This window comes from Streptomyces sp. PSU-S4-23 (genome assembly GCF_055632315.1).
Window position 1 is genome coordinate 2,134,346 of sequence record NZ_JBVMUU010000002.1, and the last position, 24,766, is coordinate 2,159,111.

Here is a 24,766-nt window from a genome sequence, read left to right on the forward strand (position 1 = left end):
TACTCTCCCCCACACCGGAGGTCGATGTGTCCGGCAGTTCCCTGTACCGCCGTACCCGCGCCGCCCTGGCGTCCGCCGCGGCCCTCGCCGCGGCAGCCGCCGGGCTGTGGAGCGGGCTCGGCGGCGAGTCCCCCGCGCACGCCGCGAGCGCCGTCCCGAGCCCGGACCACGTGGTCGTCGTGGTCATGGAGAACCACTCCTACAGCCAGGTGATCGGCTCCTCCAGCGCCCCGTACATCAACTCCCTCAAGTCCGGCGGCGCCAACCTCACCCAGTCGTACGGCATCACCCACCCCAGCCAGCCCAACTACTTCGCGCTGTTCTCCGGTTCCACCCAGGGCATCACGAACGACAACTGCTACACGCCCGGCTTCTCCTCCGCCCCGAACCTGGCCTCGGAGCTGATCGCGGCGGGCCGGAGCTGGGCCAGCTACAACGAGACGCTGCCCAGCCAGGGCTCGACCACGTGCAGCAGCGGCAAGTACGCCCGCAAGCACAACCCCTGGTTCGGCTTCAGCAACGTGCCGACGTCGTCCGCGTACACCTTCGCGCAGTTCCCGACGGACTACACGGCCCTGCCGCAGGTGTCCTTCGTGATCCCCAACCTGTGCAGCGACATGCACGACTGCTCGGTGTCGACCGGTGACACCTGGCTGAAGAACAACCTGGGCGCGTACGCCACGTGGGCCAAGACCCACAACAGCCTGCTGGTCGTCACCTTCGACGAGGACAACTCGCTCAGCGGCAACCGCATCCCGACGGTCCTGTACGGCCAGCCGGTGACGGCGGGCTCCAGCAGCTCCACCACGTACGACCACTACGACCTGCTGCGCACCCTGGAGGACATGCAGGGCCTGTCCACGCACGCGGGCAACGCCGCCTCCGCCACCGACATCACCGGGATCTGGGCGTCCTGACGTACCCCGCGGACGGCCGCGCCGAAACCCCGGCACGGTCGGGCCGACCCCCGCTGCCCCCGGACCGGCCCGGAGCAGCGGGACTGCGTGAGGCCGACGGTCCGCGACCGTCGGCCTCATCCGCCGAATCAGCGGGAAACCCGCCCTGACCTGTGCCTACAGCACCGGCAGGCTCTTGCGCAGCTCGAACGCCGTCACCTCGGACCGGTACTCCTCCCACTCGTGCTTCTTGTTGCGCAGGAAGAAGTCGAAGACGTGCTCGCCCAGGGTCTCGGCGATCAGGTCGCTGCGTTCCATCAGGGTCAGGGCCTCGCCCAGGTTCTGCGGCAGCGGCTCGATGCCCATGGCGCGGCGCTCGGCGTCCGTCAGGGCCCACACGTCGTCCTCGGCGCCCGGCGGGAGCTCGTAGCCCTCCTCGATGCCCTTCAGGCCGGCGGCCAGGAGGACCGCGTAGGCCAGGTACGGGTTCGCGCCGGCGTCGAGCGAGCGGACCTCGACACGTGCCGAGCCCGTCTTGCCGGGCTTGTACATCGGGACGCGGACCAGGGCCGAGCGGTTGTTGTGGCCCCAGCAGATGTACGACGGCGCCTCGCCGCCGGCGCCCGCGGTGCGCTCGGAGCCGCCCCAGATGCGCTTGTAGGAGTTCACCCACTGGTTGGTGACCGCCGAGGTCTCCGCCGCGTGGCGGAGCAGGCCGGCGATGAAGGAGCGGCCGACCTTCGAGAGCTGGTACTCGGCGCCCGACTCGTAGAACGCGTTCCGGTCGCCTTCGAACAGGGACAGGTGGGTGTGCATGCCGCTGCCCGGGTACTCCGAGAACGGCTTCGGCATGAAGGTCGCCTGCACGCCCTGCTCCAGCGCCACCTGCTTCATGACCAGGCGGAACGTCATGACGTTGTCGGCGGTGGACAGCGCGTCGGCGTAGCGCAGGTCGATCTCCTGCTGGCCGGGCGCGCCCTCGTGGTGGGAGAACTCGACCGAGATGCCCATCGACTCCAGCATGGTGATCGCCTGGCGGCGGAAGTCCATGCCGACGTTCTGCGGGGTGTGGTCGAAGTAGCCGGAGTTGTCGGCGGGCGTGGGGCGGGTGCCGTCCACCGGCTTGTCCTTCAAAAGGAAGAACTCGATCTCCGGGTGGGTGTAGAAAGTGAAGCCCAGGTCGGAGGCGCGGGCGAGGGCGCGCTTGAGCACGTACCTCGGGTCGGCGAAGGACGGGGAGCCATCGGGCATCAGGATGTCGCAGAACATGCGGGCCGTGCCCGGTGCCTCTGCGCGCCACGGCAGGATCTGGAAGGTCGAGGGGTCCGGCTTGGCGATCATGTCGGACTCGTAGACGCGCGCGAAGCCCTCGATGGCGGAGCCGTCGAAGCCGATGCCCTCGTCGAATGCCTGCTCCAGCTCGGCCGGGGCCACCGCCACGGACTTGAGGAAGCCCAGCACGTCCGTGAACCACAGGCGTACGAACCGGATGTCGCGCTCCTCCAACGTCCGGAGCACGAACTCCTGCTGCTTGTCCATCTTCCGCTTCCCCATCCTTGCTGGTCAGGCCGCCTGTCCCTGGTAGCACGGGAGGCGGTCGGGCACCTGAGCATCCCACCACAACACCATTTCATGCGCGTTGCGGACCAAGATCGGCCCGGCGGCATCCGGCCGAACACCTCACGTACGGCGATGCCGCTCTGCCGCCCATCTTGCCTGTTCGTCGGCTCATGTGTAATGGCCCACTCTTTCGCCCTTCCGGCTCGCTTAATTTGCATCTCAGATGCAAGTTTTACTAGCGTGCCGATCGGCCCAGCGGGCCGGAGCCCGCCCTTCCGCAAAGGAGTTCCGCATGCTGTCCGAGCAGTCCGCCGCCACCGTGCGCGCCACCCTCCCCGCCGTCGGCGGCGCCATCGGGGAAATCACCCCCCTCTTCTACAAGAAGATGTTCACGGCCCACCCCGAACTGATCCGCGACCTCTTCAACCGCGGCAACCAGGCCGCCGGCACCCAGCCGCAGGCACTGGCGGGCTCGATCGCCGCCTTCGCCACCTACCTGGTGGACCACCCCGACGAACGGCCCGACATGATGTTGAGCCGCATCGCCCACAAGCACGCCTCCCTGGCCGTGACGCCCGAGCAGTACCCGATCGTCCACGAGAACCTCTTCGCCGCCATAGCCGAGGTCCTCGGCGACGCGGTCACCCCCGAGGTCGCGGCGGCCTGGGACGAGGTCTACTGGCTGATGGCGAACGCGCTGATCGAGCTGGAGCGGCGGCTGTACGAGGAGAGCAAGCAGACCGGCTGGCGGACGTGGCAGGTCGTCGGGCGGGTCGAGGAGACCCCGGACGTCGCCACCTTCCAGCTCCGCCCGGCCGACGACGAGCCCGTCATGGACTTCCGTGCCGGACAGTACGTCTCCGTCCGCGTCGAGCTCCCCGACGGCGCCCGGCAGATCCGCCAGTACAGCCTCTCCGCCTCGCCGGACTCCCCGCTGCGGCAGATCACCGTCAAGCGCGTGCACGGTGACGGCGCCCCCGACGGTGAGGTTTCCAGCCACCTCCACGCCCATGTGCGCGAGGGCAGCACCCTGGAGTTGTCGGCTCCGTACGGCGACCTCGTCCTGGAGGACACCGACGCGCCCCTGCTGCTCGCCTCCGCCGGTATCGGCGTGACCCCGGTGATCGCGATGCTGGACCAGCTCGCCCGCACGGGCCACGCCGCCCCGGTCACGGTCGTGCACGGCGACCGCTCCCCCGCCGAGCACGCCCTGCGCTCCGACCACGTGGCCTACGCGGGCAAGCTGAAGAACGCGAGCGTGCACTTCTGGTACGAGGAGGACGCCCCCGAGTCCGCGCACACCGGCATCGTCGACCTGTCCGCCGTGACGATCGCTCCGGGCACGCAGGCGTACCTGTGCGGTCCGCTGCCCTTCATGCGGTCCGTACGGACCCAGCTCCTGGAGCGGGGCCTGCCCGCCGCGGACATCCACTACGAGGTCTTCGGTCCGGACCTCTGGCTCGGCCAGGACTGAGGCGCGGCGGCGGAGATCCCCAGCAGCGCCGGCCCGGTCGGCGCGACGGCCATCTCCTCTATCGTGAAGGGGTCCAGCGAGGCGTAGAACGCCTCCTGGGCCCCTCGCAGCGCTCCGCGCAGCCGGCAGTCGAAGCGGAGCGGGCAGGGCGCGGAGCCGTCGCATTCGACGACCTCGCTGTGGCCTTCGAAGGCCCGCACCACGGTGCCGACCGACGCCTTGCGCCCGGCCTCGGTCAGCGCGAGTCCCCCGCCCCGGCCCCGCCGGGCGGCCAGCAGCCCCATGTGCTGCAGTTCGGCGACCACCTTGGCGGCATGCGTGTACGGCACGTCGATGACCTCCGCGACCTGTCGGGTCGTGGGCCTGGACTCGCCGGCGACGGCGAGCCGCATCAGGACGCGCAGCGCCAGGTCGGTGGAGCGCAAGAGCCGCATGCCGCCCAGGGTAAGTAATCGGTATCTGTGGCTCAAATTATCGCCACGGAACCCCCACCAAACCCCTTCCCTTCGGCCATTCCCCGTGTCCTGTCTCCATCCGGCCACTCCAGTACCACTACGATGCGGCGCACCTGCCCCTTCCCCGAAGGACTCGCCATGGGTTCCGCCGAGAAGACCGCCGCCTCCGCCGAGCGCAAGGCGCGCATGGAGGAGATGCGCCGCACCGAGCGCGCCCGCGAGCGCCGCGGCCGGATCCTCGCGATCACGGCCGCCGTGGTCGTCGTCGCGGGTCTCGTCGTCGGCGGGGTGGTCCTCGTCGACGCGCAGTCCGGCGGCAAGGCCGCGGCGGCGAGCGACGCGAAGAACGGGACGGACCCGAAGAGCTCCGGGAGCTCGGGTGACTCGGGTCACTTCGTCACGGGCAAGGACGGGGTGCGGACCTGGACCGGGAAGCTGTCCCGCAACCACGTCGGCACGGCGGTGGACTACCCCATGCGCCCGCCCGTGGGCGGCAACCACAACCCGGTGTGGCTGAACTGCAACGGCACCGTCTACACCGAGCCCGTGCAGGACGAGAACGCCGTGCACTCGCTGGAGCACGGCGCGGTCTGGGTCACCTACACCGGCAAGGCGTCGAAGGCCGACGTGCGGGCGCTGGCGGCGAAGGTGCGCAAGACGCCCTACACGCTGATGAGCCCGTACGGGAACCAGAAGGACCCGATCATGCTCACGGCGTGGGGCCACCAGCTCGGCGTGCGGAGCGCCGCCGACCCGGGCGTCGACGCCTTCCTCGCCACCTACGTCCAGGGCAGCCAGACACCCGAGCCGGGTGCGTCGTGCACCGGCGGGGCGATGAGGTGAGGAAGCACGTCGGGTGGGTCTCCGGGGCCGCGGCGGCGGTGCTCGTCGCGGTCGGCGCGGTCACGTACGCGGTCGCCGAGGACAGCGGGTCCACGCCGCGGACGCCCACCGCCCGCTCCGCGGACGCGGGCTTCGCCCGCGACATGGCGGTCCACCACCAGCAGGCCGTCGAGATGTCGTACATCGTGCGCGACCGCACACGGAACGAGGAGGTGCGCCGGCTCGCGTACGACATCGCGCAGACACAGGCCAACCAGCGCGGCATGCTGCTGGGCTGGCTCGACCTGTGGGGCCTGCCGAAGGTGTCCCCCGACCCGCCGATGACCTGGATGGGCATGGGCGGCACGGCCTCCGGCAAGGACGGGGCGCTGATGCCGGGCATGGCCACCGACGCCGAGATGAGCCGGCTCGGCACCCTCAGCGGCCGGCAGGCCGAGGTCTTCTACCTGCAGCTGATGACCGACCACCACAAGGGCGGCGTCCACATGGCCGAGGGCTGTGCCGACCTGTGCACGGTGGAGGTGGAGAAGAGGCTCGCCCAGGGCATGGTCGACGCCCAGCGGTCGGAGATCGCGCTGATGACGGCCATGCTCGCGGAGCGGGGCGCGAAGCCGCGCGGCTAGCCAGGGCTTTCCGGACGTGGCTGTGGTCTTGAGGACGGGCCCCGCACGAAGTCCCCGAGCCCCGCGGACGGCGCCGCAAGGGCACCGCGGCGATCGCAACCATCCCGCAACCGCCGACAGGCCCCAAATCACCCCAAATGCCGTGACACTTCCGTCACTTGGGCTCTTCTTGGCCTTTTCATTCCCCTGGCATGAACGGTTCATCGAAAGAGTGGCCCCCACCGTGTGATCCACTCACCGTGCCCTCACGCGCGCGGAGTTCTACGCGGATCACCGGCCACTACATGCGACGAACCGCATCGCAGGGGGTTTCATGAGATCCAACCGCGCCAAGGTGCGCGCCGGGGTGAGCATGGCAGCGACACTGCCGCTGCTCGCCGGCGCGCTGGCGCTCGGCATACCCGCGGCGCACGCCGCGGACAACCCGGGCCGGGACGCACTCTCGGGCACCAGGCCCGCGTGGGCCACGGCCAGGGCGGACAAGGGCGCGACCTCGAACAGCGCCCAGGTCTCCGCCCGGGTCTACCTCGCCGGCCGCGACGCCGCCGGCCTGGCCGCATACGCCAAGGCCGTCTCCGACCCGTCGTCGCCCGTCTACGGCAGGTACCTGAGCGCCAGGCAGGCGCAGCAGCGCTTCGGCGCCACCAAGGCCCAGGTGGCCGCGGTGACGTCCTGGCTGAGGGCATCGGGCCTGAAGGTCACCGCCGTCACCCGGCACTACGTCGCCGTGACCGGTGACGTGGCCGCCGCCGAGAAGGCGTTCGGCACACAGCTGCACAACTACGCCAAGGGCTCGAAGACCTATCGCGCGCCGTCGATGACGGCCTCCGCGCCGGACAGCCTGAAGGGCGCCGTCCTGACCGTCACCGGTCTCGACAACGCCCCGCACAAGGCGAACCACAAGGACCAGCTGCCGCCGCCCGACGCGGTGTTCCGCAACTCCGGGCCGTTCTCCTCGTACCACGGCTCGAACATCGCGAGCACGCTGCCGGACGCCTACGGCACGAAGATCCCGTACGCCGTCCAGGGCTACACGGGCAAGCAGCTGCGCGCCGCGTACGGCGCGGGCAAGCACACGGGCAAGGGCGTGCGGGTCGCCATCACCGACGCGTACGCCTCCCCGACCATCGCCTTCGACGCGGCCACCTACGCGAAGAAGCACGGCGACGCGGCCTACACCACCGGTCAGCTGCGCCAGGTGCTGCCGAAGAACTACACGAAGACCCAGGAGTGCGGCGCCGCCGGCTGGTACGGCGAGGAGACCCTCGACGTCGAGGCCGTGCACGCGGTCGCCCCGGGCGCGAGCATCACGTACGTCGGCGCCGCTTCCTGCTACGACGACGACCTGCTCGACTCGCTCGGCAAGATCGTCGACGGTCACCTGGCCGACATCGTCTCCAACTCGTGGGGCGACATCGAGGCCAACCAGACGCCGGACCTCGCGGCGGCCTACGACCAGGTCTTCCAGTTCGGCGCGGTCCAGGGCATCGGCTTCTACTTCTCCTCCGGCGACAACGGCGACGAGGTCGCGGGCACCGGGACGAAGCAGGTCGACACCCCGGCCAACTCGGCGTGGGTGACGGCGGTCGGCGGCACCTCGCTGGCCGTGGGCAAGTACAACAAGTACCTCTGGGAGACCGGCTGGGGCACCGAGCGGGCCGCGCTGTCGGCCGACGGCACGAGCTGGATGAACTTCCCCGGCGCGTTCACGTCGGGCGCGGGCGGCGGCACCAGCCGGACCGTGGCGGAGCCCTTCTACCAGAAGGGCGCGGTACCGGACTCGCTCGCCAAGGCGAACAGCGCCGACGGCAACCGGGTCGTCCCGGACATCGCCGCGATCGCCGACCCCAACACCGGCTTCAAGGTCGGCCAGACGCAGACCTTCCCGGACGGCTCGCAGCAGTACAGCGAGTACCGGATCGGCGGCACCTCGCTCGCCGCGCCGGTGATCGCGGCCGTCCAGGCGCTGGCCCAGGAGGCGCGCGGCGGCAAGGCCATCGGCTTCGCCAACCCGGCGATCTACGCCAAGTACGGCTCGAAGGTCTACCACGACGTCACGGACGACCCGACGGGCTCCGGACTCGCGGTGGCGCGCGTCGACTTCGCCAACGGCTTCGACGCGGCCGACGGTCTGATCACCTCCGTCCGCAGCCTCGGCAAGGACAGCTCCCTCAAGGCCGTGAAGGGCTATGACGACGTGACCGGTGTGGGTTCGCCCGCCCCCGGCTACGTCGAGTCGTGGCGCCGTCGCTGACAGGCGACCGGCCGCGGCCGACCGCGTGGCGCCCGTCCCCCGTCACCGGGGGGCGGGCGCTCGTGTGTGTCAGCCGGTCTCCAGTACGGCGTCGGCGACGTCCCGGGGCCGGTCCAGCATCACCATGTGGCCGGAGCGTTCGGCGACGCGGAAGGTGCCGTTCAGCAGGTCGGCGAGGGCCCGCTGGCGGTCCAGCCAGTGCGGCGCGCCCGCCGCGAGCACGGTGACCGGCACATCCGGCAGCGGCTTCCGGCGGCGCAGGAGCGCGAGGTCGACTGCCTGGTCGGGGTAGGTGGCGTTCTCGGCGAGGATCGCGTCGAAGGCGCGGCGCGTGGAGTAGACGCCGCGGACGAGGGCAAGGGGAGCCGGATCGCCGCCTCCGGTGCGGGAGGCCCGTATGACGGCGCGGCGCAGGCCCGGCAGCAGGACGCGCGGCGCACCGGCCACGCCGAGCAGCGTGGCGCACGCACGCGTGGCCGCGTCCCGGGCCGGCCCGGCCCGGCGTGGACGCGGGTCCTCCTCGACGCTGGAGTCGACGAGCACGAGGCCCGCCGCCCGCCGGGGCAGCAGCCGGGCGAACGCCTCGGCGTGGAAACCGGCGAGCGAGTGCCCGACCACGGTCGCGGGTCCGTCGAGCCCGAGCGCGTCCAGGACCTGCCCGATCCGCCGGGCCTCGGCGCGGAGCGTCGGCCACGAACGTGCCGGCCCGCTGAGGCCGAGCCCGGGCCGGTCGAACCGCACGACGGTCCGCCGGGGTGCGAGCAGCGGCACGACCGGCTCCCAGTCGAACCAGCACATCCCGAGCCCGGGGGTCAGGACGCACGGCGGTCCCGTGCCGTCGACGCGGACGTGGTGCCGGACCCCGTCGATGCGCACGTGCAGCGCCTCCCCGCCGGCGCGCGGCCGCACGGGAGCACCGCCCCCGCGTTCCTGGATCATGGCCCGCTCTCCCCTCCTGCCCTGTGGTGTGGGGGTGATGACGAGCCTACGTGGCCCGCGACGCGGCCTACGACCGGCGTACACCCGTGGGCAACCGATACCCGGTGGGGGTAGGGTGCGGGCATGAGAACGAGGAGCCGCGAGCGCTACGGACAGCTGCTGCTGTTCGCCGCGCTGCTCTTCGGGATCATCACGATGCACACCCTGGGGCATCCCGCGCAGCACGAGATGGCGCCCTCCGGCGTACCGGTGGCCGCCGCCGCACACCGCGCCCAGGCCCCCACGCAGGCCCACGCGCCCGAGGCGACGGCCACGCCCGTGCCGTCGGTGCATGCCTGGGCGCCCCCGATGACCGGCATGGACCCGCTGTCGGTCTGCCTGGCCGTGCTCGGCTCCTTCACGCTGCTCGTGCTGCTGGCCGCGGCCGCGGCGCGCCCGCGTGACCCCCACGACCCGCCGGTCCGGCCCGCCCGGCCGCTGCGGGCGCTGTGGCCCGACCCCCCGCCGCCGGGATCCCTGCTGACCCGTCTGTCGGTGCTGCGCCAGTAAGCCGGCGCACCGGCCGCCTCGTGCCGCCCGCGCGGATCCTCCCGACGCGGCGCGCCGGAGGCGGTGGACGCGCGCGCCCCTTCCGCACGCACCACACCACGACGAGGTGTCACCCTGTCATGCCTTCTCGCACCACCCCTCACACACGCACCGCGCTCACCCGCCGCACCGTGCTCGGCGCGGCGCTCGCCGCCGCCGGAACGGGAGCTCTGGCGGCCTGCAGGAACCCGGCCGACGCCGGAGCCGGGGCCGGGGCGTCCGGCGCCCCCCGCGGATACGTCGACCCGGCGGGGCCCCAGGTCGCCCTCGCGGAGCGCGCACGCGGCGCCGGTCCGGTCCGGACGGTCCGGCTCACCGCCGCCGCGACCTCGCTCGACCTCGGCGGCCGTACGGTCAGGTCCTGGTCGTACGGCGGCGATCTGCCCGGCAGGGAGGTCCGGGTCACCGCGGGCGACAGGCTCGCGCTGACGCTCGCCAACCACCTCCCCCAGCCGACGTCCATGCACTGGCACGGCGTCGCCCTGCGCAACGACATGGACGGCGTCCCGGGCCTCACCCAGAGCGCGATCGCACCGGGCGCCGCGTTCACCTACCGCTTCACCGTGCCGCACGCCGGCACGTACTGGTTCCATCCCCACTCGGGCACCCAGCTGGACCGCGGGCTGTACGCGCCGCTGATCGTCGAGGACCCGAAGGAGCCCTTGTCGTACGACAAGGAGTGGGTCGTCGTCCTGGACGACTGGGTCGACGGGGTGGACGGGTCGACGCCGGACGCCGTGCTGAGGCAGCTGAGGGGCGGCATGGGCGGGATGGACATGGGCGACCGGGACATGGGCGACGGGGACATGGGCGGCATGAACATGGACGGGGGCGGCTCCATGGACCACTCCGGGCACGGGATGTCCGGCATGTCGGGGATGTCAGGCAGGTCAAGCAGGTCGGGCAGGTCCGCGGAGGGGAGCCCGTCGCCGTCCGCCTCCGGCCCCTCCCGGATGCTCATGGGCGCCCGCAGCCCCCTGCTCGGCGGGGACGCGGGCGATGTGGCCTACCCGTACTACCTGGTCAACGGGCGTACGGCGACGGCGCCCACGGTGTTCCGGGCGCGCCCCGGCGACCGCATCCGGATCCGGCTGGTCAACGCGGGCGGGGACACCGCCTTCCGGGTGGCCCTCGGCGGCCACAGGATGACCGTGACCCACACGGACGGCTACCCCGTACGGCACACGACGACGGACGCGCTGCTGATCGGCATGGGCGAGCGGTACGACGTGCTGGTCACCGCCCGGGACGGCGTCTTCCCGCTGACCGCGTTCGCCGAGGGCAAGAACGCCTCGGCGCGCGCCCTGCTGAGGACGGGGGGCGGCAGCACGCCGGCCGCGTCCGCACGGCCCGGGGAACTGGACGGCCGCGTGCTGACGGCGGACCGGCTGAGGGCCGACGAGTCCGTGGCGCTCGCGTCCCGGGCACCGGACCGGACGGTGCGGCTGCGGCTGACGGGCGGCATGGCGCGGTACGACTGGGCCTTCGACGGCAAGCCCTACACCCCCGGCGGGCGGCATCCCGTGCGGGCCGGTGAGCGGGTGCGGCTCGTCTTCTCCAACGCCACCTCCATGTGGCACCCGATGCATCTGCACGGCCACACCTTCGGGCTGGCCGGCACGACCCACGGGGCACGCAAGGACACCGCGATCGTGCTGCCGCGCGGGAGGCTGACGGTGGACTTCGACGCCGACAACCCGGGGTTGTGGATGGTCCACTGCCACAACGTCTACCACGCGGAGGCGGGGATGATGACGGTGCTCGGCTACCAGGGGTGAGGGCCGGCGGGGTGCCGCACGGGGGGAACGGCCTCCCCGTGCGGCACCCCGCCCCTCGTTCCGGACCCGTTCAGGAGGCGGGGGCGTCGACCTTCACCCGGGCCGCCACCGGCAGGTGATCGCTCCCCGTCCGGGGCAGCGTCCACGAGCTCACCGGTTCCACGTCCCTGACCATGATCTGGTCGATCCGCGCCATGGGGAACGACGCCGGCCAGCTGAACCCGAAGCCGCTGCCCGCCGCGCCCTGCGTGGAGCGCATCTGCGAGGTGACGGCGTTGAGCGCGCGGTCGTTCATGGTGCCGTTGAGATCGCCGAGCAGGATCGCCCGCTCCAGTTTCTCGTCCGCGATGGCCTCGCCCAGCGCGTCCGCGCTGGTGTCCCGCTGCCGGGCGGTGAACCCGGCCTCCAGCTTCACCCGGACGGAGGGCATGTGGGCGACGTAGACGGCGACCTGGCCCTCGGGCGTGGTCACGGTCGCCCGCATCGCCCGCGTCCAGCCCAGCTTGATGTCCACGGCCCTCACCCCGCTCAGCGGGTACTTGCTCCACAGTCCCACGGTGCCCTGCACGGAGTGGTACCTGTACGTCGGCGCGAGCGCCTGCTCGTACACCGGAACAGCGGACGCCTTCAGTTCCTCCAGGGCCAGCACGTCCGCGCCGGAGCCGGCCACGTCGCGGGCGGTGCCGGAGGGGTCGGGGTTGTCGGCGTTGACGTTGTGCGTGGCGACGGTCAGATCGCCACCGCTGCCGGTCTTGTCGCCGAAGAGCCCGCCGAAGAGGTTCAGCCAGACCGCCACGGGCAGCAGGACGGCGATCAGCGCCGTCGCCGACCGGCGGACCAGCGCGAGGACCAGCAGCAGCGGGACGAGCACGACACCGAGCCAGGGCAGGAACGTCTCGGTGAGACTGCCGAGGTTGCCGATGGTGTTGGGGATCCGCGCGTGCACCAGCATCACCAGCGCCAGGAGGACGGCGAGCGCGGCCGGCACCATGCCGCGGCGCCAGATGCCGCGGTCGCCGCGGAGGGTGTGGTACAGGCGCCGGAACCGGGATCCTCGGCGGTCCTGCCCCGTGCCGCCGTTGTCCGTCTCCGTCACGTACGCCTGCGCCATGCCGTCGCCTCACCGCTTGCCGTGCACACCGTCGTCCCCCGGTTACGACCCTAGGGGATGATCGGCTCCGTTCCCCGCCGCCCCATGACGGCCGTACGCGCACGAGGACGACGGAGGGGGCACCCGGAGTTCCGGACGGCGGCCCGGAAAGGGCCTTCTGTGACGAAACCCGCACACGGGCTTCAGGAACTGACGGGTCGTAGCCCCCGCAGCACCGTGTCGACGATCTGCTCGGCGAGGCCCTCCTCCAGTTCGGCGTCGGGGCGCAGCACGGAGCGTACGAGCATGGGGCCGACGAGGATGTCGTTCATCAGGTCGACGTCCACGTCCCCGCGCAGTTCGCCGTTGCGCTGCCCACGGCGCAGGACCTCCAGCCCGAGCCGGCGCCGGGGGGCGATGACGGTCGCGTGGTAGGCGGCCCAGATCCTGGGGCTGCTCTTCATCTGCGCGTGCACATTGCGCAGGATCGCCGAGGAGCGGCTGGCCAGACCGCGCTGCCGCAGCGACTCCAGGAGCACCACGAGGTCGTCGCGCATCGAGGTGCCGGGCAGTTCGGCGTCCCCGGGCTCGGCGGCGCGCATGACGTCGACGAAGAGGTCCTCCTTGTTGCTCCAGCGGCGGTAGATGGTGGCCTTGCCGACGCCGGCGGTGCGGGCGATGCGCTCGATGGACAGGTCCGCGAGGGGCACCCCGTCCTCGATGAGCTTCATCACCCCCTCGATGATGGCCCGTTCGACGGCCTCGCTACGGGGGCGTCCGCGTGCGGGGCAGTCCTGCTGGGGCCGGCTCTCGGCGAGGCTCACGTCGGTCTCCGTCCTTGCTGCGCTCGGATGATTCTCCCCCCGTGCAGGCCGTGAGGGGCACCCGGTGCCGGGGCGCCCCCTCATGACGTACCGTCAGTTCTCGGCCGTGACCAACTCGGCTTCCTGGGTGCCCTCCTGCGGCGCGGGCGCCTTTCCGGGCAGGAAGAGGGCCACGACGACCGCACCGATCACCGCCACCCCCGCACCCCACAGCGCCGTGACGTGCATCGCGTGCAGGAACGCGTCGTTGGCCGGCGAGACCAGCGCCCTGCCGCCGGGACCGAGCTTCGCGGCCACCCCGAGGGTCGCCTCGATCGACTCGCCCGCGGTGTGACGGAGGCCGGCCGGCAGCAGGGAGAGATCGTCCTGGATGCCGTCGCGGTACGTCGCCGACAGGACCGAGCCGAGCACCGCGATGCCGAGCGCGCCGCCGACCTGGCGGAAGGTGTTGCTGAGCGCCGACGCGGAGCCGGCCTTCTCGCGGGGCAGCGCCTGCATGATGACGACGCTGGTGGGGGTCATGATGTGCGCCATGCCGGTGCCCATCAGGAAGAAGACGACCTCCAGGATCCAGATGGGCGTGTCCGCCTCCAGGGCGGAGAACGCGGCGAGCATCGCGGCGATGACCACCATGCCGCCGGTGGTCGTGGCCTTGTTGCCGAACCGGTCGACCAGCAGCCGGGCCCGCGGCGCGAAGATCATCTGCGCGGCGGCCAGCGGCAGCATCAGCAGTCCGGTCTGCAGCGGCGAGTAGCCCCGCACGCTCTGGGTGTAGAAGACGGAGAAGAAGGTCACGCCCATCAACGCGAAGAAGACCAGCGCGATGGCCGCGATGGCGGCGGAGAACACCTTGTTCCGGAAGTACGTGACGTCGATGGACGGGTGGTCGCTGCGCTTCTCGAACACGACGAACAGCGCGAGCACGGCGAGACCCGCGGCGATGGTCGCGAGCACCTTGGTGTCGGTGAAGTCGGCCAACTGGCCGCCCTTGATGATGCCGTAGACCAGCAGGACCAGGCCGACCACGGACAGCACGACGCCGACGGGGTCGACGCGGCCGGGGCGCGGGTCGCGGGAGTCGGGGACCAGCCACACCATCAGGACGAGCGCGAGGAGCACGATCGGCACGTTGATCAGGAAGACGGAGCCCCACCAGAAGTGGTCGAGGAGCACACCGCCGGTGATGGGGCCTATGGCGATGGCGAGGCCGACGCCGCCCGCCCAGATGCCGATGGCCTTGGGCTGCTCGTCACGCTCGAAGACGTTCATGAGGACGGCGAGCGTGGCCGGCATCACGAAGGCGGCGCCGAGCCCCATGAGCGCGCGGAACGCGATGAGCTGGCCCGGCGAGCCCGACTCCGCGGCGAGCGCCGACCCGGCGCCGAACAGGGCGAGACCGGCCAGCAGCGTCTTCTTGCGGCCCATACGGTCGCCCAGGAGCCCCGCGGTGAACAGCAGCCCGGCGAAGACGAGGGTGTAGGCGTTGATGGCCCATTCCAGCTCACTCTGGGTGGCGCCCAGACCGGTCGGCGCCGGAGTGGAGATGGTCTTGATCGCGACGTTCAGGATGGAGTTGTCGAGCACCACGATCAGCAGGCTGAGCATCAGCACGCCGAGGATGGCCCACCGGCGCCGGTGCACCGCCTCGGGCACCCGCCGTGCGACTGGGGCAGCAGGGGTAGTCATGGCGACGAGCCTAGGCGGTTTCCGATACGGAACGGTCTCGTATCGGAATCCTTTACGGAGAACTTAAGAAAATCGGACCGTATGCCGGGACCCGGGGTGAGCGGGGTCGCGCACGCTCCTCTAGCCGCGGGTGGCACGAGGTGCCACCATGGAAACGATCCGGGGACGCCGTCAGGGCGCCTCGAGATGACCGAAGGAGCCGTTGCGATGACGCAGCTTCCGGCTGCCCAGGGGCAGCCCGCTCAGGGTGCGCTCAAGCCCTCCGACAGCAGCAAGGCGCTGTACGGAGGAAAGAGCACCCGCCGCATCACCGTGCGCGACATCACCGCCGCCAAGGACCGCGGCGAGAAGTGGCCCATGCTCACCGCCTACGACGCGATGACCGCGTCCGTGTTCGACGAGGCCGGCATCCCGGTCATGCTCGTCGGCGACTCGGCCGGCAACTGCCACCTCGGGTACGACACGACCGTGCCCGTCACCCTCGACGAGATGACCATGCTCTCCGCCGCCGTCGTACGCGGCACCCGGCGCGCCCTGATCGTCGGCGACCTGCCCTTCGGCTCGTACCAGGAGGGCCCCGTGCAGGCGCTGCGCTCGGCCACCCGCCTGGTGAAGGAGGCCGGGGTCGGCGCCGTGAAGCTGGAGGGCGGCGAGCGCTCGCACCGCCAGATCGAACTGCTGGTCGAGTCCGGTATCCCGGTCATGGCGCACATCGGCCTGACCCCGCAGTCCGTGAACGCCATGGGCTACCGCGTACAGGGCCGCGGCGAGGAGGCGGCGCACCGGCTGCTGCGGGACGCCAAGGCCGTGCAGGACGCGGGCGCCTTCGCGGTGGTCCTGGAACTGGTGCCGGCGGAACTGGCCGCCGAGGTCACCCGCACGCTGCACATCCCCACGGTCGGCATCGGCGCGGGCCCGGACACGGACGCACAGGTGCTGGTGTGGACCGACATGCTCGGCCTGACCGGGGGCCGGGTGCCGAAGTTCGTCAAGAAGTACGCGGACCTGCGCCAGGTCATGGGTGACGCGGCCAGGGCGTTCGCCGAGGACGTCGTGGGCGGCGCCTTCCCGCTCGAGGAGCACTCCGTGCACTGACACCCGCCCGGGCCCTGCCGCCACGGCAGCCGGACCCCCGTGGGCCGTCCCCGCCCGGCCGCGTCCCCCCGCGCCGGCCCGCCCGACGGCCCCGTCCCGCGCCCCCCGCAGGGGCGCCGCGACAGCCCGCCGATCTTCCCCCGTCGGCGGGCTGTCGTGTCTTGCGCCTGCGTACTGTCGGCGGCCTTCTCAGCGTGGCTGTAGGCGGGCTGTCGGTGGCTGTAGGCGGGCTGTCGGTGGCTGTAGGCCGGCTGTCGGTGGTTTGTCGGTGGCGGCTGACACCGTGGCCGGCATGACGCGAATCGACAAGAACCCCGGCAGGGCCGCCCCGGACGCGGCCGTCACCGTACGGGGGCTGGTCAAGCACTACGGCGAGACCAAGGCGCTGGACGGCGTCGACCTCGATGTGCGCGAGGGCACCGTCCTCGGCGTGCTCGGGCCGAACGGCGCCGGCAAGACCACCCTCGTCCGCTGCCTGTCCACCCTCATCACCCCGGACGCCGGCCACGCGACCGTCGCCGGCTACGACGTGATACGCCAGCCGCGGCAGACGCGGCGAGTGATCGGCCTCACCGGGCAGTACGCCTCGGTCGACGAGAAGCTCTCCGGGTACGAGAACCTGTACATGATCGGCAGGCTCCTCGACCTGCCCCGCAAGGAGGCCCGCGCCCGGGCCGACGGGCTCCTGGAGCGGTTCTCCCTCACGGAGGCCGCCAAGCGCCCGGCGTCCACGTACTCCGGCGGTATGCGGCGGCGGCTGGACCTCGCCGCCTCCATGATCGGCCGCCCGGCCGTCCTGTATCTCGACGAGCCGACCACCGGCCTCGACCCGCGCACCCGCAACGAGGTGTGGACCGAGGTCAGGCGGATGGTCGCCGAGGGCGCCACGGTGCTGCTCACCACCCAGTACATGGAGGAGGCCGAGCAACTGGCCTCCGAGCTGACCGTCATCGACCGCGGCAAGGTCATCGCAGGCGGCCGCATCGACGAGCTGAAGGCGAGGGTCGGCGGCCGCACGCTGCGCATCCGCCCGGCGGACCCGCTGGAGCTGCGCCCGACGGCCGCGGCGCTGGACGAGTTCGGCCTCACCGGCCCCGGGAACGCGACCGTGGACACCGAGACCGGCACGGTCCTCGTGCCGGTCCTCAGCGACGAGCAGCTGACCGCGGTGGTCGGCGCGCTCACCGCCCGCGGCGTCACGCTCGCCGGCATCACCACCGAACTGCCCAGTCTCGACGAGGTGTTCCTGTCCCTCACCGGCCACAAGGCCAGTGCCCCGCAGGGCCCCTCCCCCGCCCGCGAGGAGGTCGCCGCATGAGTTCCGCCGCCGTCACCGCATCCGCCGCACCGGTCGTGGAGGGCCGCATCGGACTGCGCGCCAACCTGCGCCACATCGGCGCCCTGGTCCGCCGCAACCTGCTGTGGATCCGGCAGGACCCCGAGTCCATGTTCGACGCGATCCTGATGCCGATCGTCTTCACCCTGCTGTTCGTGTTCGTCTTCGGCGGCGCCATCGCGGGCACCCACAACCGCGACGCCTACGTCAACTACGTGGTCCCCGGCCTCATGGCGATGATGGGCATGAACATCGCGATGGGGGTCGGGACCGGCTTCAACCAGGACTTCCAGACGGGGGTGATGGATCGCTTCCGGTCCCTGCCGATCGCCCGCTTCTCCGTCCTGATCGCCAAGATCACCGTGGAGATCGGCCGCATGCTGGTCGCCACGGCCGTGCTCCTCACGGTCGGGTTCCTCCTCGGCCTGTCCGTGTCGAACGTGCCGGGGCTGTTCGCCGCCGTCGGGCTGTCGATGGTGTTCGGCTTCGGCATCATGTGGATCTTCCTGACCATGGGCGTCGTGATGAAGAACGCCCAGGCCATCCAAGCGATGGGGTTCCTCGTGCTGATGCCTCTGCAGTTCGGCTCGTCCATCTTCGCGCCGACGAACACGATGCCCGGCTGGCTCCAGGCGTTCACCGACTACAACCCGCTGTCATCGCTGGCGGACGCCGCCCGCGGCCTGATGAACGGCGGCCAGCCCATCGCCCACGACGTGCTCGTGACCGTGATCTGGTCGGTGGTGCTCACGGCGCTCATGGCACCGATCGCCATCCGCAAGTTCACCTCCAAGAGCTGACCCGGGCACCGACCGCGCCGGTCCGCGTCAGACGAGGGCGGCGGCCTCCTCCAGGGAGAGCCCGCCGCCCTCCGCGTACGCCGCCCGGAACGCCTGCTCGCCCAGCACGGCCCGGATGCCCGCCTCCGCCCTCTCGCGCGCCTCGCGTTCCGCCGGAGCCGGGACGTGGCCGGGCGGCAGCAGCCCGTCGGCGGCGGCCAGGCACAGGGCGGCGTCCCGGGCGCGGCGCCCGCCGTCCAGGCCGGCGAGCACGATCGCGGCGGTGACCAGTTGCAGGGAGGGCAGATGCGGCGCGATCACCTGGGTCATCTGGTCCCCGGCGCGCACGAGCGCCTCGCGCACCTTGGGCAGCGCCTCGTCGTAGCGCTCCTCGGCCGTGTCCAGCCATGCCTCCAGACCGAGCACGAACGCCTCGAAGACCACGAAGGTGATGGCCTCGAACTCGACGCGCAGCAGGCTCAGTTGCTCGCGCGCCTCGGACACGCGGCCGGTGCGGCAGAGCCACATCGCCAGGAACATCCGGGCCGCCGGCAGGGCGTCGTGCCCCGAGCCGTGATCCCCTTCGAGCACCTGGCGCAGCAGTTCCTCGCCCCGCTCGCCCTGCCCCGCGTCGAGCAGGACGCCGCCGAGGCGGGCGCCGAGCACGGCCTTCTGGGAGCGGGCGCCGAGCTGTTCGGCGTGCTCCCGGGCGGCCTCGTAGTCGGCGGCGGCGAGCAGGTAGTCGCCGCGGCGTTCATGGGCCTCGCCGCGTGCGGACAGGGCCTCGGCCACGCCCCACGCGTCCCCGATCCGGCGGAAGGTCTCCAGCGCCTCGTCCGCGTCCCGGGTGGCGTCGCCCGCCCAGTGGCTGCGGTTGGCGAGGATGTTGGCCCGCATCTGCAGGGTCTGGGCCAGTTCCCAGGCGCAGCCGAGCTCGCGGCAGGTGCGCACCGACTCGTCGAGGACCGCGCGCATACGGTCCAGGTCACCGGTGAACAGGACGGCGAAGAACCACAGGAAGCCGGGCACGCGGCAGGTCTGCGGCTGGCCGGGACGGTAGGTCTCGCTGATGATGCGCAGTTTCTGCTTGGCCTGCGGCGTCTCCCACGCCTGCAGATCGATGTCCATACAGGCGAGATGGATCAGATGGGCGCCGCGGCGGGCCTCGTCGAGCACCTCGGGGCGCATCGGCGGCGGGGCGTCGGTGCACTTCTCGGTCAGGTCCGGCGCGGGCCGCCCGGGTGGTGCGAAGGGGTCGGGGCCGAGGGCCATCACGGCCTGGGCCCAGATACGGGCCTCGGTGCGCAGATCGCGCATCTGCCAGTACCAGGCCAGCGAGAGCAGCAGGCACAGCGCCTCCTGCTCGTCGTCGGCGGCGACGGCGCGGCGCAGGGCGGTGCGCAGGTTCTCGTACTCCACCTGGAGCCGTTCGATCGCGGCGCGCTGCCCCGACGAGCGCAGCAACGGGTCGGTGGTGCGGGCGAGTTCGCGGTAGTACGTGAGGTGGGCGCGCTCGGCGCCGGGCCGCTCGCCCGAGGCGTCGAGCCGTTCGCCCGCGTACTCGGCGACGGTCTCCAGGAGCCGGTAGCGCATCTCCCCGTCCGCCGAAGGGGCCGCCACCACCAGGGACTTGTCGACGAGCGAGCCGAGCGCCTCCAGTGCGGCGGGGCCGCACACGGCCTCGGCGGCGGTGAGGTCGCAGCCGCCGGCGAACACCGACAGCCTCCGCAGCACGGTGCGTTCGTCCGTGCCGAGGAGGTCCCAGGACCAGTCGACGACCGCACGCAGAGTCTGCTGCCGCGGCAGCACGGTACGGCTGCCGGAGGTGAGCAGCCGGAAGCGGTCGTCGAGCCGGTCCGCGATCTGCCGCGGCGACAGCATCCGGAGCCGGGCGGCCGCCAGCTCGATGGCGAGCGGCAGTCCGTCGAGCCGGCGGCAGATCTCGGCCGCCGCCTCGGGGTCGTCCTCGACGCTGAAGCCGGGCCGGGCGGCGGCGCCGCGGTCGGCGAGCAGCCTCAGCGCGTACGGCTGCGGCAGCGGCTCGACCGGGCGCAGCAGCTCGCCCGGCACGCCGAGGGGCTCGCGGCTGGTGGCGAGGACCGTCAGGCCGGGGCAGCGTTCGAGGAGGTGCTCGACGAGCCGGGCGGCGGCGTCGACGATGTGCTCGCAGTTGTCGAGGATGAGCAGCATGCGGCGCCGCGCGCAGTGCTCGGCGAGCCGGGTGAGGGGGTCGTCGTGCCGGTCGGCCACGGCACGCATCTCCTCGGCGCCGGCGCCGCGCATCACCGTCTCGCGCGCCCCGACGGCGGTGAGCACGGCCTCGGGCACGGCCTCCGGGTCGTCGACCGGCGCCAGTTCGGCCATCCAGACCCCGTCCCGGGCGGTGTGCGCCACGGCCTCGGCGGCCTCCTGCGACAGCCGGGTCTTGCCGGCGCCGCCGGGCCCGAGCAGGGTGACGAGCCGGGCGCCGGCCAGGTCGGCGCGGAGGGTGTCGATGTCGGCCTCCCGCCCGACGAAGGAGGTGAGGCGGGCGCGGAGGTTGCCCGGGGGCGGTGCGGGATACGTCCCGCGGCCGGAGGAGCCCCCCGAGGCACCGGCGGCGTGCGGGGCGGAGGCCGGGGCGCCCGGGCCCGAGGAGCCGGAAGCGGGGACGTGCGAGCCGGAGGCGGGGACACGGAAGCCGGAGGCCGCGGTCTGCGAGGCGGAGGCCGGGGCGCCCGGGCCCGAGGAGCCGGAAGCGGGGACGTGCGAGCCGGAGGCGGGGACACGGAAGCCGGAGGCCGCGGTCTGCGAGGCGGAGGCCGGGGCGCCCGGGCCCGAGGAGCCGGAAGCGGGGACGTGCGAGCCGTACGCGGGGACGCGGAAGCCGGAGGCCGCGGTCTGCGAGGCGGAGGCCGGGGCGCCCCGGCCCGAGGAGCCGGAAGCGGGGACGTGCGAGCCGGAGGCGGCTGTTTGCGGGGCGGGGGCGGGGGTCTGCGGGCCGGACCCGGAGGCGTACGGGCGGGGGCCGGAAGCGGAGGCGTGCGGGTGGGAGTGGGGCGGCGCGACTTCGGGGGCATGCAGCAGTTCCTCGTGCAGGGACCGCAGCTCGGGCCCGGGATCGGAGCCGAGCCGGTCGGCGAGCAGTTGCCGTACGGCCTCGTAGGCGGCCAGTGCCTCCGCGGGGCGGCCCGCGTCACGCAGGGCCCGCAGGCGCAGGACCTGGAGGGGCTCGTCGAGGGGGTGGAGGTCGCACAGCGCGGTCAGCTCGGGCAGGTGCTGCCCGCCGTGGCCGAGAGCGAGGGCCGCGGTCAGCCGGGCGCGGCGCGCGTCGAGGCGGCGGCTCTCCCAGCGGGCCGCCTCGGCGGCGCGCTCCGGGAGGTCGGCGAGGGCGGGCCCGTGCCACAGGGCGAGGGCGTCGTCGAGGACGACGGCCGCCTTCGCGGGGTCGCCGTCGGCCAGGGCCCGCAGCCCCTCGCCGGTCAGCCGCTCGAAGCGGTGCAGGTCGACGTCCTCCGGGGCCGCGGTCAGCCGGTAGCCGCCGTGGACCGACTCCACCGCATGCGGCCCGAGCGCCCGGCGCAGCCGCCCGACCAGCGCCTGCAGGGCCCCGGTGGCATCGGCGGGCGGGTCACCGGACCACACCTCGTCGACGAGGAGGACGGCGGGGACGGCCCGGTCCGTCCGCAGGGCGAGCACGGTCAGCAGGGCACGCAGCCGGGCCCCGCCGACCGGGACGGGCGAGCCGTCGGCGCGGAGGGCCTGGGTGGTGCCGAGGATGCGATAGCGCACGGGGTTCATTGTCTCCGGCGGCGCCGGAACCGGTCACGGGGTTCGGGCGGTGCGGCGCCGCGTCCCTCACAGCCTCGCCGGAACCCGGTCCCCCGCGCGAGACGTTTTCGGGGTACGCCCGGTACGGTCGGGCAGTCCGCAGCATCAGCCGAATCCAGGGAGTCCCATGACCACCGCCGCCACCCGGCGCAGCGACCGGAGGATCAGCCCCGTCTTCGTCGGGCTGCTGGCCGTCACGGCGGTCACCGGCTGGGCCACCTGGAGCGGGTTCGCCGCGCAGCCCGGCGTGGCCGTGTTCCTGTTCGTGACGGCCGCGTGGATCGTCTCGCTGTGCCTGCACGAGTACGCGCACGCGCGCACCGCCCTGCACAGCGGGGACATCTCGGTGGGCGCGAAGGGCTATCTCACGCTCAACCCGCTGAAGTACACGCACGCCCTGCTGAGCATCGTCCTGCCGGTGATCTTCGTGATCATGGGAGGTATCGGCCTGCCGGGCGGCGCGGTCTTCATCGAGCACGGGCGCATCCGGGGGCGCTGGCGGCACAGCCTGATCTCGGCCGCCGGCCCGCTGACGAACGTGCTGTTCGCGGCCGTGTGCACGGCACCGTTCTGGCTGCACGCGCTGGACGGGGTGCCCGACGACTTCCAGTACGCGCTGGCGTTCCTGGCCCTGCTCCAGGTCACGGCCGCGCTGCTGAACTCCCTGCCGGTGCCGGGCCTGGACGGGTACGGGGTGATCGAGCCGTGGCTGTCGCACGGGGTGCGCCGCCAGGTGGAGCCGTTCGCGCCGTTCGGGCTGCTCGCCGTGTTCGCGCTCCTGTGGTTGCCGTCGGTGAACAGCGTCTTCTTCGACACCGTCGACTCGCTCCTGAACACCCTGGGCATCGACGACGTGCACCGCTACTGCGGTCAGGAGCTCTACCGCTTCTGGCGGGGCACGAACGAGTACTGCGCGCCGGCGGGCTAGCCCCGGCCGCCGCTCAGCCGGTGGCGGACGAGCGGCGCTCCCGGTCGCGGCGGGCGTAGTACCAGGTCATGTTGGAGGCCAGTCCCGCGAGCAGCACCCAGACGACCCCCAGCCAGCTGCCCCGGGAGAAGGAGACGACGGCCGCGGCGACGGCGAGGACGCACACGGCGAGGGCGTAGCGGGCGAGGCGGGGCATGGCGGTCGGCTCCTGACGGACGGACGGCGTGGTCGTACGGCCTCCAGTGTCCCCCATGCCCCCGCGCCCGCTACACGTCCGTCACCCGCAGACCGGCGTGTGCCTTGTACCGCCGGTTGACGGAGATCAGGTTCGCGACGAGGGACTCGACCTGGTGGGCGTTGCGCAGCCGCCCCGCGAAGATGCCGCGCATGCCCGGGATACAGCCGGCCAGCGCCTGCACCGTCTCGACGTCGGCGCGCTCCTCCCCGAGGACCATGACGTCGGTGTCGATCCGGTCGACCTCCGGGTCCAGGAGCAGAACGGCGGACAGGTGGTGGAAGGCGGCGGTGACCCGTGAGTCCGGCAGCAGCGCGGCGGCCTGCTCGGCGGCGCTGCCCTCCTCGGGCTTGAGCGCGTAGGCGCCCTTCTTGTCGAAGCCGAGCGGGTTGACGCAGTCGACGACGAGCTTGCCGGCCAGTTCCCCGCGCAGGGACCGGAGCGTCGCGCCGTGGCCGTCCCACGGCACGGCCACGATCACGATGTCGCTGCGCCGGGCGGTCTCGGCGTTGTCGGCGCCCTCGACACCGTGGCCGGTCTCCTCGGCGGCCGCCCGGGCGCGCTCCGCGGCACGCGAGCCGATGATCACCTTCTGGCCGGCCCTGGCGAGCCGGTAGGCGAGGCCCTTGCCCTGCGGCCCGGTACCGCCGAGCACGCCGACGACGAGCCCCGAGACGTCGGGGAGGTCCCAGGGGTCCTTGGGCGGGGCCTTGGGTGCACTGTCGGAAGAGGTCATGGGCCGACTCTACGGGCGACGGGCCGTGCGTTGCGTGGTGCGGTTCCTGCGGCACTTGGGCCGGCGCTTCGCCCGCGGGGGGCGAATTCGGGGTGAACTCCGCGTCCCGCGCCGCCGATTGCGGCAGGATGCCCTCCCATGGACGCCGTACGGGTCGCATTGCTGCGGGAAGTGCTCGCCGGGACGGAGTGGCTGGGGGCCACACGGCGGTTCGCGGGGGCGCTGCGGGCGTCGGTGGTGTCGCACGGGGGCGGGCTGCTGCTCGTGGGCACGGCGGAGCACGAGCCGTGGCATCTGGCGGCGCACCTGGTCGACGAGGCCGCGTGGTCGGGGACGCCCGAGCTGTCGCCGACGCTGGTGCGGCACGGGGCGCGGGCCTCGGATCCAGCGCATCTGGCGGTGGGGCTCGGGCGGCTGTCGGCGGCGCGGCGCGGGGAGACGCTGCTGGTGGTGTCGCCGGGCGCGCCGGGGGCCGGGCTCCTGGAGCGGGTCCACGACGCGCGGCGGGCCGGGGCCGTGGTGCTGGCGCTGGACGCCGGGGACGACGACCTGACGGCGATGGCGCACGAGGCGCTGGCGGTGCCGCGGGACACGGATCTCGATCTGGACACCGTGCAGCACCTGGTGAGCGCGGCGGCGGGGGAGAACGCGCTGCCCGCGCCGCGGGGGCGCCGGCGCTTCCGGGACCGGTTGTCGCGGCTGGCCGATCAGCTGACGGCGCCGCCGCCGGTGCGCTGGTAGGCGCCGAAATCCGGTTGCCCCGGTCGCTGGGGCCGCGTGAGCATGGCCGGTCGTGACCGACGACGGCTCCGCTTCCCCCCTGCCCGCACCCGTAGA

At 72.7% G+C, this 24,766-nt stretch carries 21 protein-coding genes; 12 read left to right on the plus strand and 9 right to left on the minus strand.

What is annotated here, in order from left to right; all coding sequences use genetic code 11:
• The first annotated feature begins 26 nt into the window (after positions 1 to 26).
• Entirely contained in the window at positions 27 to 917 is an 891-nt protein-coding gene (locus ACZ79I_RS10535; RefSeq protein ID WP_471496347.1) for an alkaline phosphatase family protein, read from the plus strand.
• Positions 918 to 1,073: 156 nt separating this feature from the next.
• Here the strand turns inward: ACZ79I_RS10535 and glnA are convergent, their stop codons facing one another.
• Complete coding sequence (gene glnA / locus ACZ79I_RS10540; protein ID WP_381086750.1) at positions 1,074 to 2,435, minus strand: type I glutamate--ammonia ligase; 1,362 nt, start codon at positions 2,433 to 2,435, stop codon at positions 1,074 to 1,076.
• A 313-nt stretch (positions 2,436 to 2,748) separates the two neighbouring features.
• On the opposite strand from glnA, the gene ACZ79I_RS10545 reads away from it, so the two are divergent.
• Positions 2,749 to 3,930: a globin domain-containing protein gene (locus ACZ79I_RS10545; protein WP_471496349.1), complete on the plus strand. Its 1,182-nt coding sequence runs from the start codon at positions 2,749 to 2,751 to the stop codon at positions 3,928 to 3,930.
• Here the strand turns inward: ACZ79I_RS10545 and ACZ79I_RS10550 are convergent.
• Positions 3,888 to 4,364 carry an RrF2 family transcriptional regulator gene (locus ACZ79I_RS10550; protein ID WP_471496351.1) on the minus strand — a complete coding sequence of 159 codons (477 nt, stop codon included), beginning with the start codon at positions 4,362 to 4,364 and terminating at the stop codon, positions 3,888 to 3,890. The genes ACZ79I_RS10545 and ACZ79I_RS10550 overlap by 43 nt on opposite strands.
• 159 nt (positions 4,365 to 4,523) lie before the next feature.
• On the opposite strand from ACZ79I_RS10550, the gene ACZ79I_RS10555 reads away from it, so the two are divergent.
• The 3 genes from ACZ79I_RS10555 to ACZ79I_RS10565 all read left to right on the plus strand — a co-directional run bounded on the left by ACZ79I_RS10555 (position 4,524) and on the right by ACZ79I_RS10565 (position 8,105).
• Positions 4,524 to 5,228: a DUF3105 domain-containing protein gene (locus tag ACZ79I_RS10555; RefSeq protein ID WP_471496353.1), complete on the plus strand. Its 705-nt coding sequence runs from the start codon at positions 4,524 to 4,526 to the stop codon at positions 5,226 to 5,228.
• The gene (locus ACZ79I_RS10560) at positions 5,225 to 5,851 is read left to right on the plus strand and encodes a DUF305 domain-containing protein (protein WP_471496355.1); all 627 of its coding nucleotides are present in this window, start codon (positions 5,225 to 5,227) and stop codon (positions 5,849 to 5,851) included. Before ACZ79I_RS10555 ends, ACZ79I_RS10560 begins: the two co-directional genes overlap by 4 nt.
• Before the next feature lie 313 nt (positions 5,852 to 6,164).
• Positions 6,165 to 8,105 (plus strand): S53 family peptidase, encoded by a 1,941-nt coding sequence (locus ACZ79I_RS10565; protein WP_471496357.1) that lies wholly within the window; start codon positions 6,165 to 6,167, stop codon positions 8,103 to 8,105.
• 69 nt (positions 8,106 to 8,174) lie between these two features.
• Here ACZ79I_RS10565 and ACZ79I_RS10570 read toward each other — a convergent pair whose 3' ends face one another.
• A complete protein-coding gene (locus ACZ79I_RS10570; protein WP_471496359.1) occupies positions 8,175 to 9,044 on the minus strand; it encodes an alpha/beta fold hydrolase in 870 nt (289 codons plus the stop codon).
• A gap of 123 nt (positions 9,045 to 9,167) precedes the next feature.
• Here ACZ79I_RS10570 and ACZ79I_RS10575 point away from each other — a divergent pair, with 123 nt between their 5' ends.
• Together ACZ79I_RS10575 and ACZ79I_RS10580 are read left to right on the plus strand one after the other, a co-directional pair.
• Entirely contained in the window at positions 9,168 to 9,593 is a 426-nt protein-coding gene (locus ACZ79I_RS10575) for a hypothetical protein (RefSeq protein ID WP_471496361.1), read from the plus strand.
• 119 nt (positions 9,594 to 9,712) lie between these two features.
• On the plus strand, positions 9,713 to 11,410 hold the full coding sequence (locus ACZ79I_RS10580) for a multicopper oxidase family protein (protein ID WP_471496363.1): 1,698 nt from the start codon (positions 9,713 to 9,715) through the stop codon (positions 11,408 to 11,410).
• Positions 11,411 to 11,480: 70 nt separating this feature from the next.
• Here the strand turns inward: ACZ79I_RS10580 and ACZ79I_RS10585 are convergent, their stop codons facing one another.
• From ACZ79I_RS10585 to ACZ79I_RS10595, 3 genes are all read right to left on the minus strand, one after another.
• A complete protein-coding gene (locus ACZ79I_RS10585; protein ID WP_471504865.1) occupies positions 11,481 to 12,401 on the minus strand; it encodes an endonuclease/exonuclease/phosphatase family protein in 921 nt (306 codons plus the stop codon).
• Positions 12,402 to 12,703: 302 nt separating this feature from the next.
• Complete coding sequence (locus tag ACZ79I_RS10590) at positions 12,704 to 13,324, minus strand: TetR/AcrR family transcriptional regulator (RefSeq protein ID WP_471496365.1); 621 nt, start codon at positions 13,322 to 13,324, stop codon at positions 12,704 to 12,706.
• Between the two features lie 93 nt (positions 13,325 to 13,417).
• Positions 13,418 to 15,010 carry an MFS transporter gene (locus ACZ79I_RS10595; protein WP_471496366.1) on the minus strand — a complete coding sequence of 531 codons (1,593 nt, stop codon included), beginning with the start codon at positions 15,008 to 15,010 and terminating at the stop codon, positions 13,418 to 13,420.
• A 207-nt stretch (positions 15,011 to 15,217) separates the two neighbouring features.
• Here ACZ79I_RS10595 and panB point away from each other — a divergent pair, with 207 nt between their 5' ends.
• From panB to ACZ79I_RS10610, 3 genes are all read left to right on the plus strand, one after another.
• Positions 15,218 to 16,105: a 3-methyl-2-oxobutanoate hydroxymethyltransferase gene (gene panB / locus ACZ79I_RS10600; protein WP_471496367.1), complete on the plus strand. Its 888-nt coding sequence runs from the start codon at positions 15,218 to 15,220 to the stop codon at positions 16,103 to 16,105.
• A gap of 292 nt (positions 16,106 to 16,397) precedes the next feature.
• Positions 16,398 to 17,423, plus strand: a complete 1,026-nt coding sequence (locus ACZ79I_RS10605; protein WP_471496369.1) for an ATP-binding cassette domain-containing protein — start codon at positions 16,398 to 16,400, stop codon at positions 17,421 to 17,423.
• Positions 17,420 to 18,241, plus strand: a complete 822-nt coding sequence (locus tag ACZ79I_RS10610) for an ABC transporter permease (RefSeq protein WP_471496371.1) — start codon at positions 17,420 to 17,422, stop codon at positions 18,239 to 18,241. The genes ACZ79I_RS10605 and ACZ79I_RS10610 overlap by 4 nt, the downstream gene beginning before the upstream one ends.
• 27 nt (positions 18,242 to 18,268) lie before the next feature.
• On the opposite strand, the gene ACZ79I_RS10615 is transcribed toward ACZ79I_RS10610, so the two are convergent.
• Entirely contained in the window at positions 18,269 to 22,000 is a 3,732-nt protein-coding gene (locus ACZ79I_RS10615) for an AfsR/SARP family transcriptional regulator (protein WP_471496373.1), read from the minus strand.
• A gap of 157 nt (positions 22,001 to 22,157) precedes the next feature.
• On the opposite strand from ACZ79I_RS10615, the gene ACZ79I_RS10620 reads away from it, so the two are divergent.
• Positions 22,158 to 22,958: a site-2 protease family protein gene (locus ACZ79I_RS10620; RefSeq protein ID WP_471496375.1), complete on the plus strand. Its 801-nt coding sequence runs from the start codon at positions 22,158 to 22,160 to the stop codon at positions 22,956 to 22,958.
• A 13-nt stretch (positions 22,959 to 22,971) separates the two neighbouring features.
• Here the strand turns inward: ACZ79I_RS10620 and ACZ79I_RS10625 are convergent, their stop codons facing one another.
• Both ACZ79I_RS10625 and npdG read right to left on the minus strand, forming a co-directional pair.
• The gene (locus ACZ79I_RS10625) at positions 22,972 to 23,211 is read right to left on the minus strand and encodes a hypothetical protein (RefSeq protein ID WP_471496377.1); all 240 of its coding nucleotides are present in this window, start codon (positions 23,209 to 23,211) and stop codon (positions 22,972 to 22,974) included.
• A 13-nt stretch (positions 23,212 to 23,224) separates the two neighbouring features.
• Positions 23,225 to 23,929, minus strand: coding sequence for an NADPH-dependent F420 reductase (gene npdG, locus ACZ79I_RS10630; protein ID WP_471496379.1), 705 nt, complete (start codon positions 23,927 to 23,929; stop codon positions 23,225 to 23,227).
• 138 nt (positions 23,930 to 24,067) lie between these two features.
• Between npdG and ACZ79I_RS10635 the strand changes: the two genes are divergently transcribed.
• Positions 24,068 to 24,670, plus strand: coding sequence for a hypothetical protein (locus tag ACZ79I_RS10635; RefSeq protein WP_471496381.1), 603 nt, complete (start codon positions 24,068 to 24,070; stop codon positions 24,668 to 24,670).
• Positions 24,671 to 24,766 lie beyond the last annotated feature (96 nt).

Excerpts from the sequence above, each read along its gene's own strand:
- ACZ79I_RS10575 (WP_471496361.1), top strand. The coding sequence starts at position 9,168 with ATGAGAACGAGGAGCCGCGAGCGCTACGGACAGCTGCTGCTGTTCGCC.
- glnA (WP_381086750.1), bottom strand. The coding sequence starts at position 2,435 with ATGGACAAGCAGCAGGAGTTCGTGCTCCGGACGTTGGAGGAGCGCGAC.
- ACZ79I_RS10635 (WP_471496381.1), top strand. The coding sequence starts at position 24,068 with ATGGACGCCGTACGGGTCGCATTGCTGCGGGAAGTGCTCGCCGGGACG.
- ACZ79I_RS10620 (WP_471496375.1), top strand. The coding sequence starts at position 22,158 with ATGACCACCGCCGCCACCCGGCGCAGCGACCGGAGGATCAGCCCCGTC.
- panB (WP_471496367.1), top strand. The coding sequence starts at position 15,218 with ATGACGCAGCTTCCGGCTGCCCAGGGGCAGCCCGCTCAGGGTGCGCTC.
- ACZ79I_RS10565 (WP_471496357.1), top strand. The coding sequence starts at position 6,165 with ATGAGATCCAACCGCGCCAAGGTGCGCGCCGGGGTGAGCATGGCAGCG.
- npdG (WP_471496379.1), bottom strand. The coding sequence starts at position 23,929 with ATGACCTCTTCCGACAGTGCACCCAAGGCCCCGCCCAAGGACCCCTGG.
- ACZ79I_RS10615 (WP_471496373.1), bottom strand. The coding sequence starts at position 22,000 with ATGAACCCCGTGCGCTATCGCATCCTCGGCACCACCCAGGCCCTCCGC.
- ACZ79I_RS10555 (WP_471496353.1), top strand. The coding sequence starts at position 4,524 with ATGGGTTCCGCCGAGAAGACCGCCGCCTCCGCCGAGCGCAAGGCGCGC.
- ACZ79I_RS10580 (WP_471496363.1), top strand. The coding sequence starts at position 9,713 with ATGCCTTCTCGCACCACCCCTCACACACGCACCGCGCTCACCCGCCGC.
- ACZ79I_RS10610 (WP_471496371.1), top strand. The coding sequence starts at position 17,420 with ATGAGTTCCGCCGCCGTCACCGCATCCGCCGCACCGGTCGTGGAGGGC.
- ACZ79I_RS10545 (WP_471496349.1), top strand. The coding sequence starts at position 2,749 with ATGCTGTCCGAGCAGTCCGCCGCCACCGTGCGCGCCACCCTCCCCGCC.
- ACZ79I_RS10570 (WP_471496359.1), bottom strand. The coding sequence starts at position 9,044 with ATGATCCAGGAACGCGGGGGCGGTGCTCCCGTGCGGCCGCGCGCCGGC.
- ACZ79I_RS10605 (WP_471496369.1), top strand. The coding sequence starts at position 16,398 with ATGACGCGAATCGACAAGAACCCCGGCAGGGCCGCCCCGGACGCGGCC.
- ACZ79I_RS10595 (WP_471496366.1), bottom strand. The coding sequence starts at position 15,010 with ATGACTACCCCTGCTGCCCCAGTCGCACGGCGGGTGCCCGAGGCGGTG.
- ACZ79I_RS10550 (WP_471496351.1), bottom strand. The coding sequence starts at position 4,364 with ATGCGGCTCTTGCGCTCCACCGACCTGGCGCTGCGCGTCCTGATGCGG.
- ACZ79I_RS10625 (WP_471496377.1), bottom strand. The coding sequence starts at position 23,211 with ATGGGGGACACTGGAGGCCGTACGACCACGCCGTCCGTCCGTCAGGAG.
- ACZ79I_RS10585 (WP_471504865.1), bottom strand. The coding sequence starts at position 12,401 with ATGGTGCCGGCCGCGCTCGCCGTCCTCCTGGCGCTGGTGATGCTGGTG.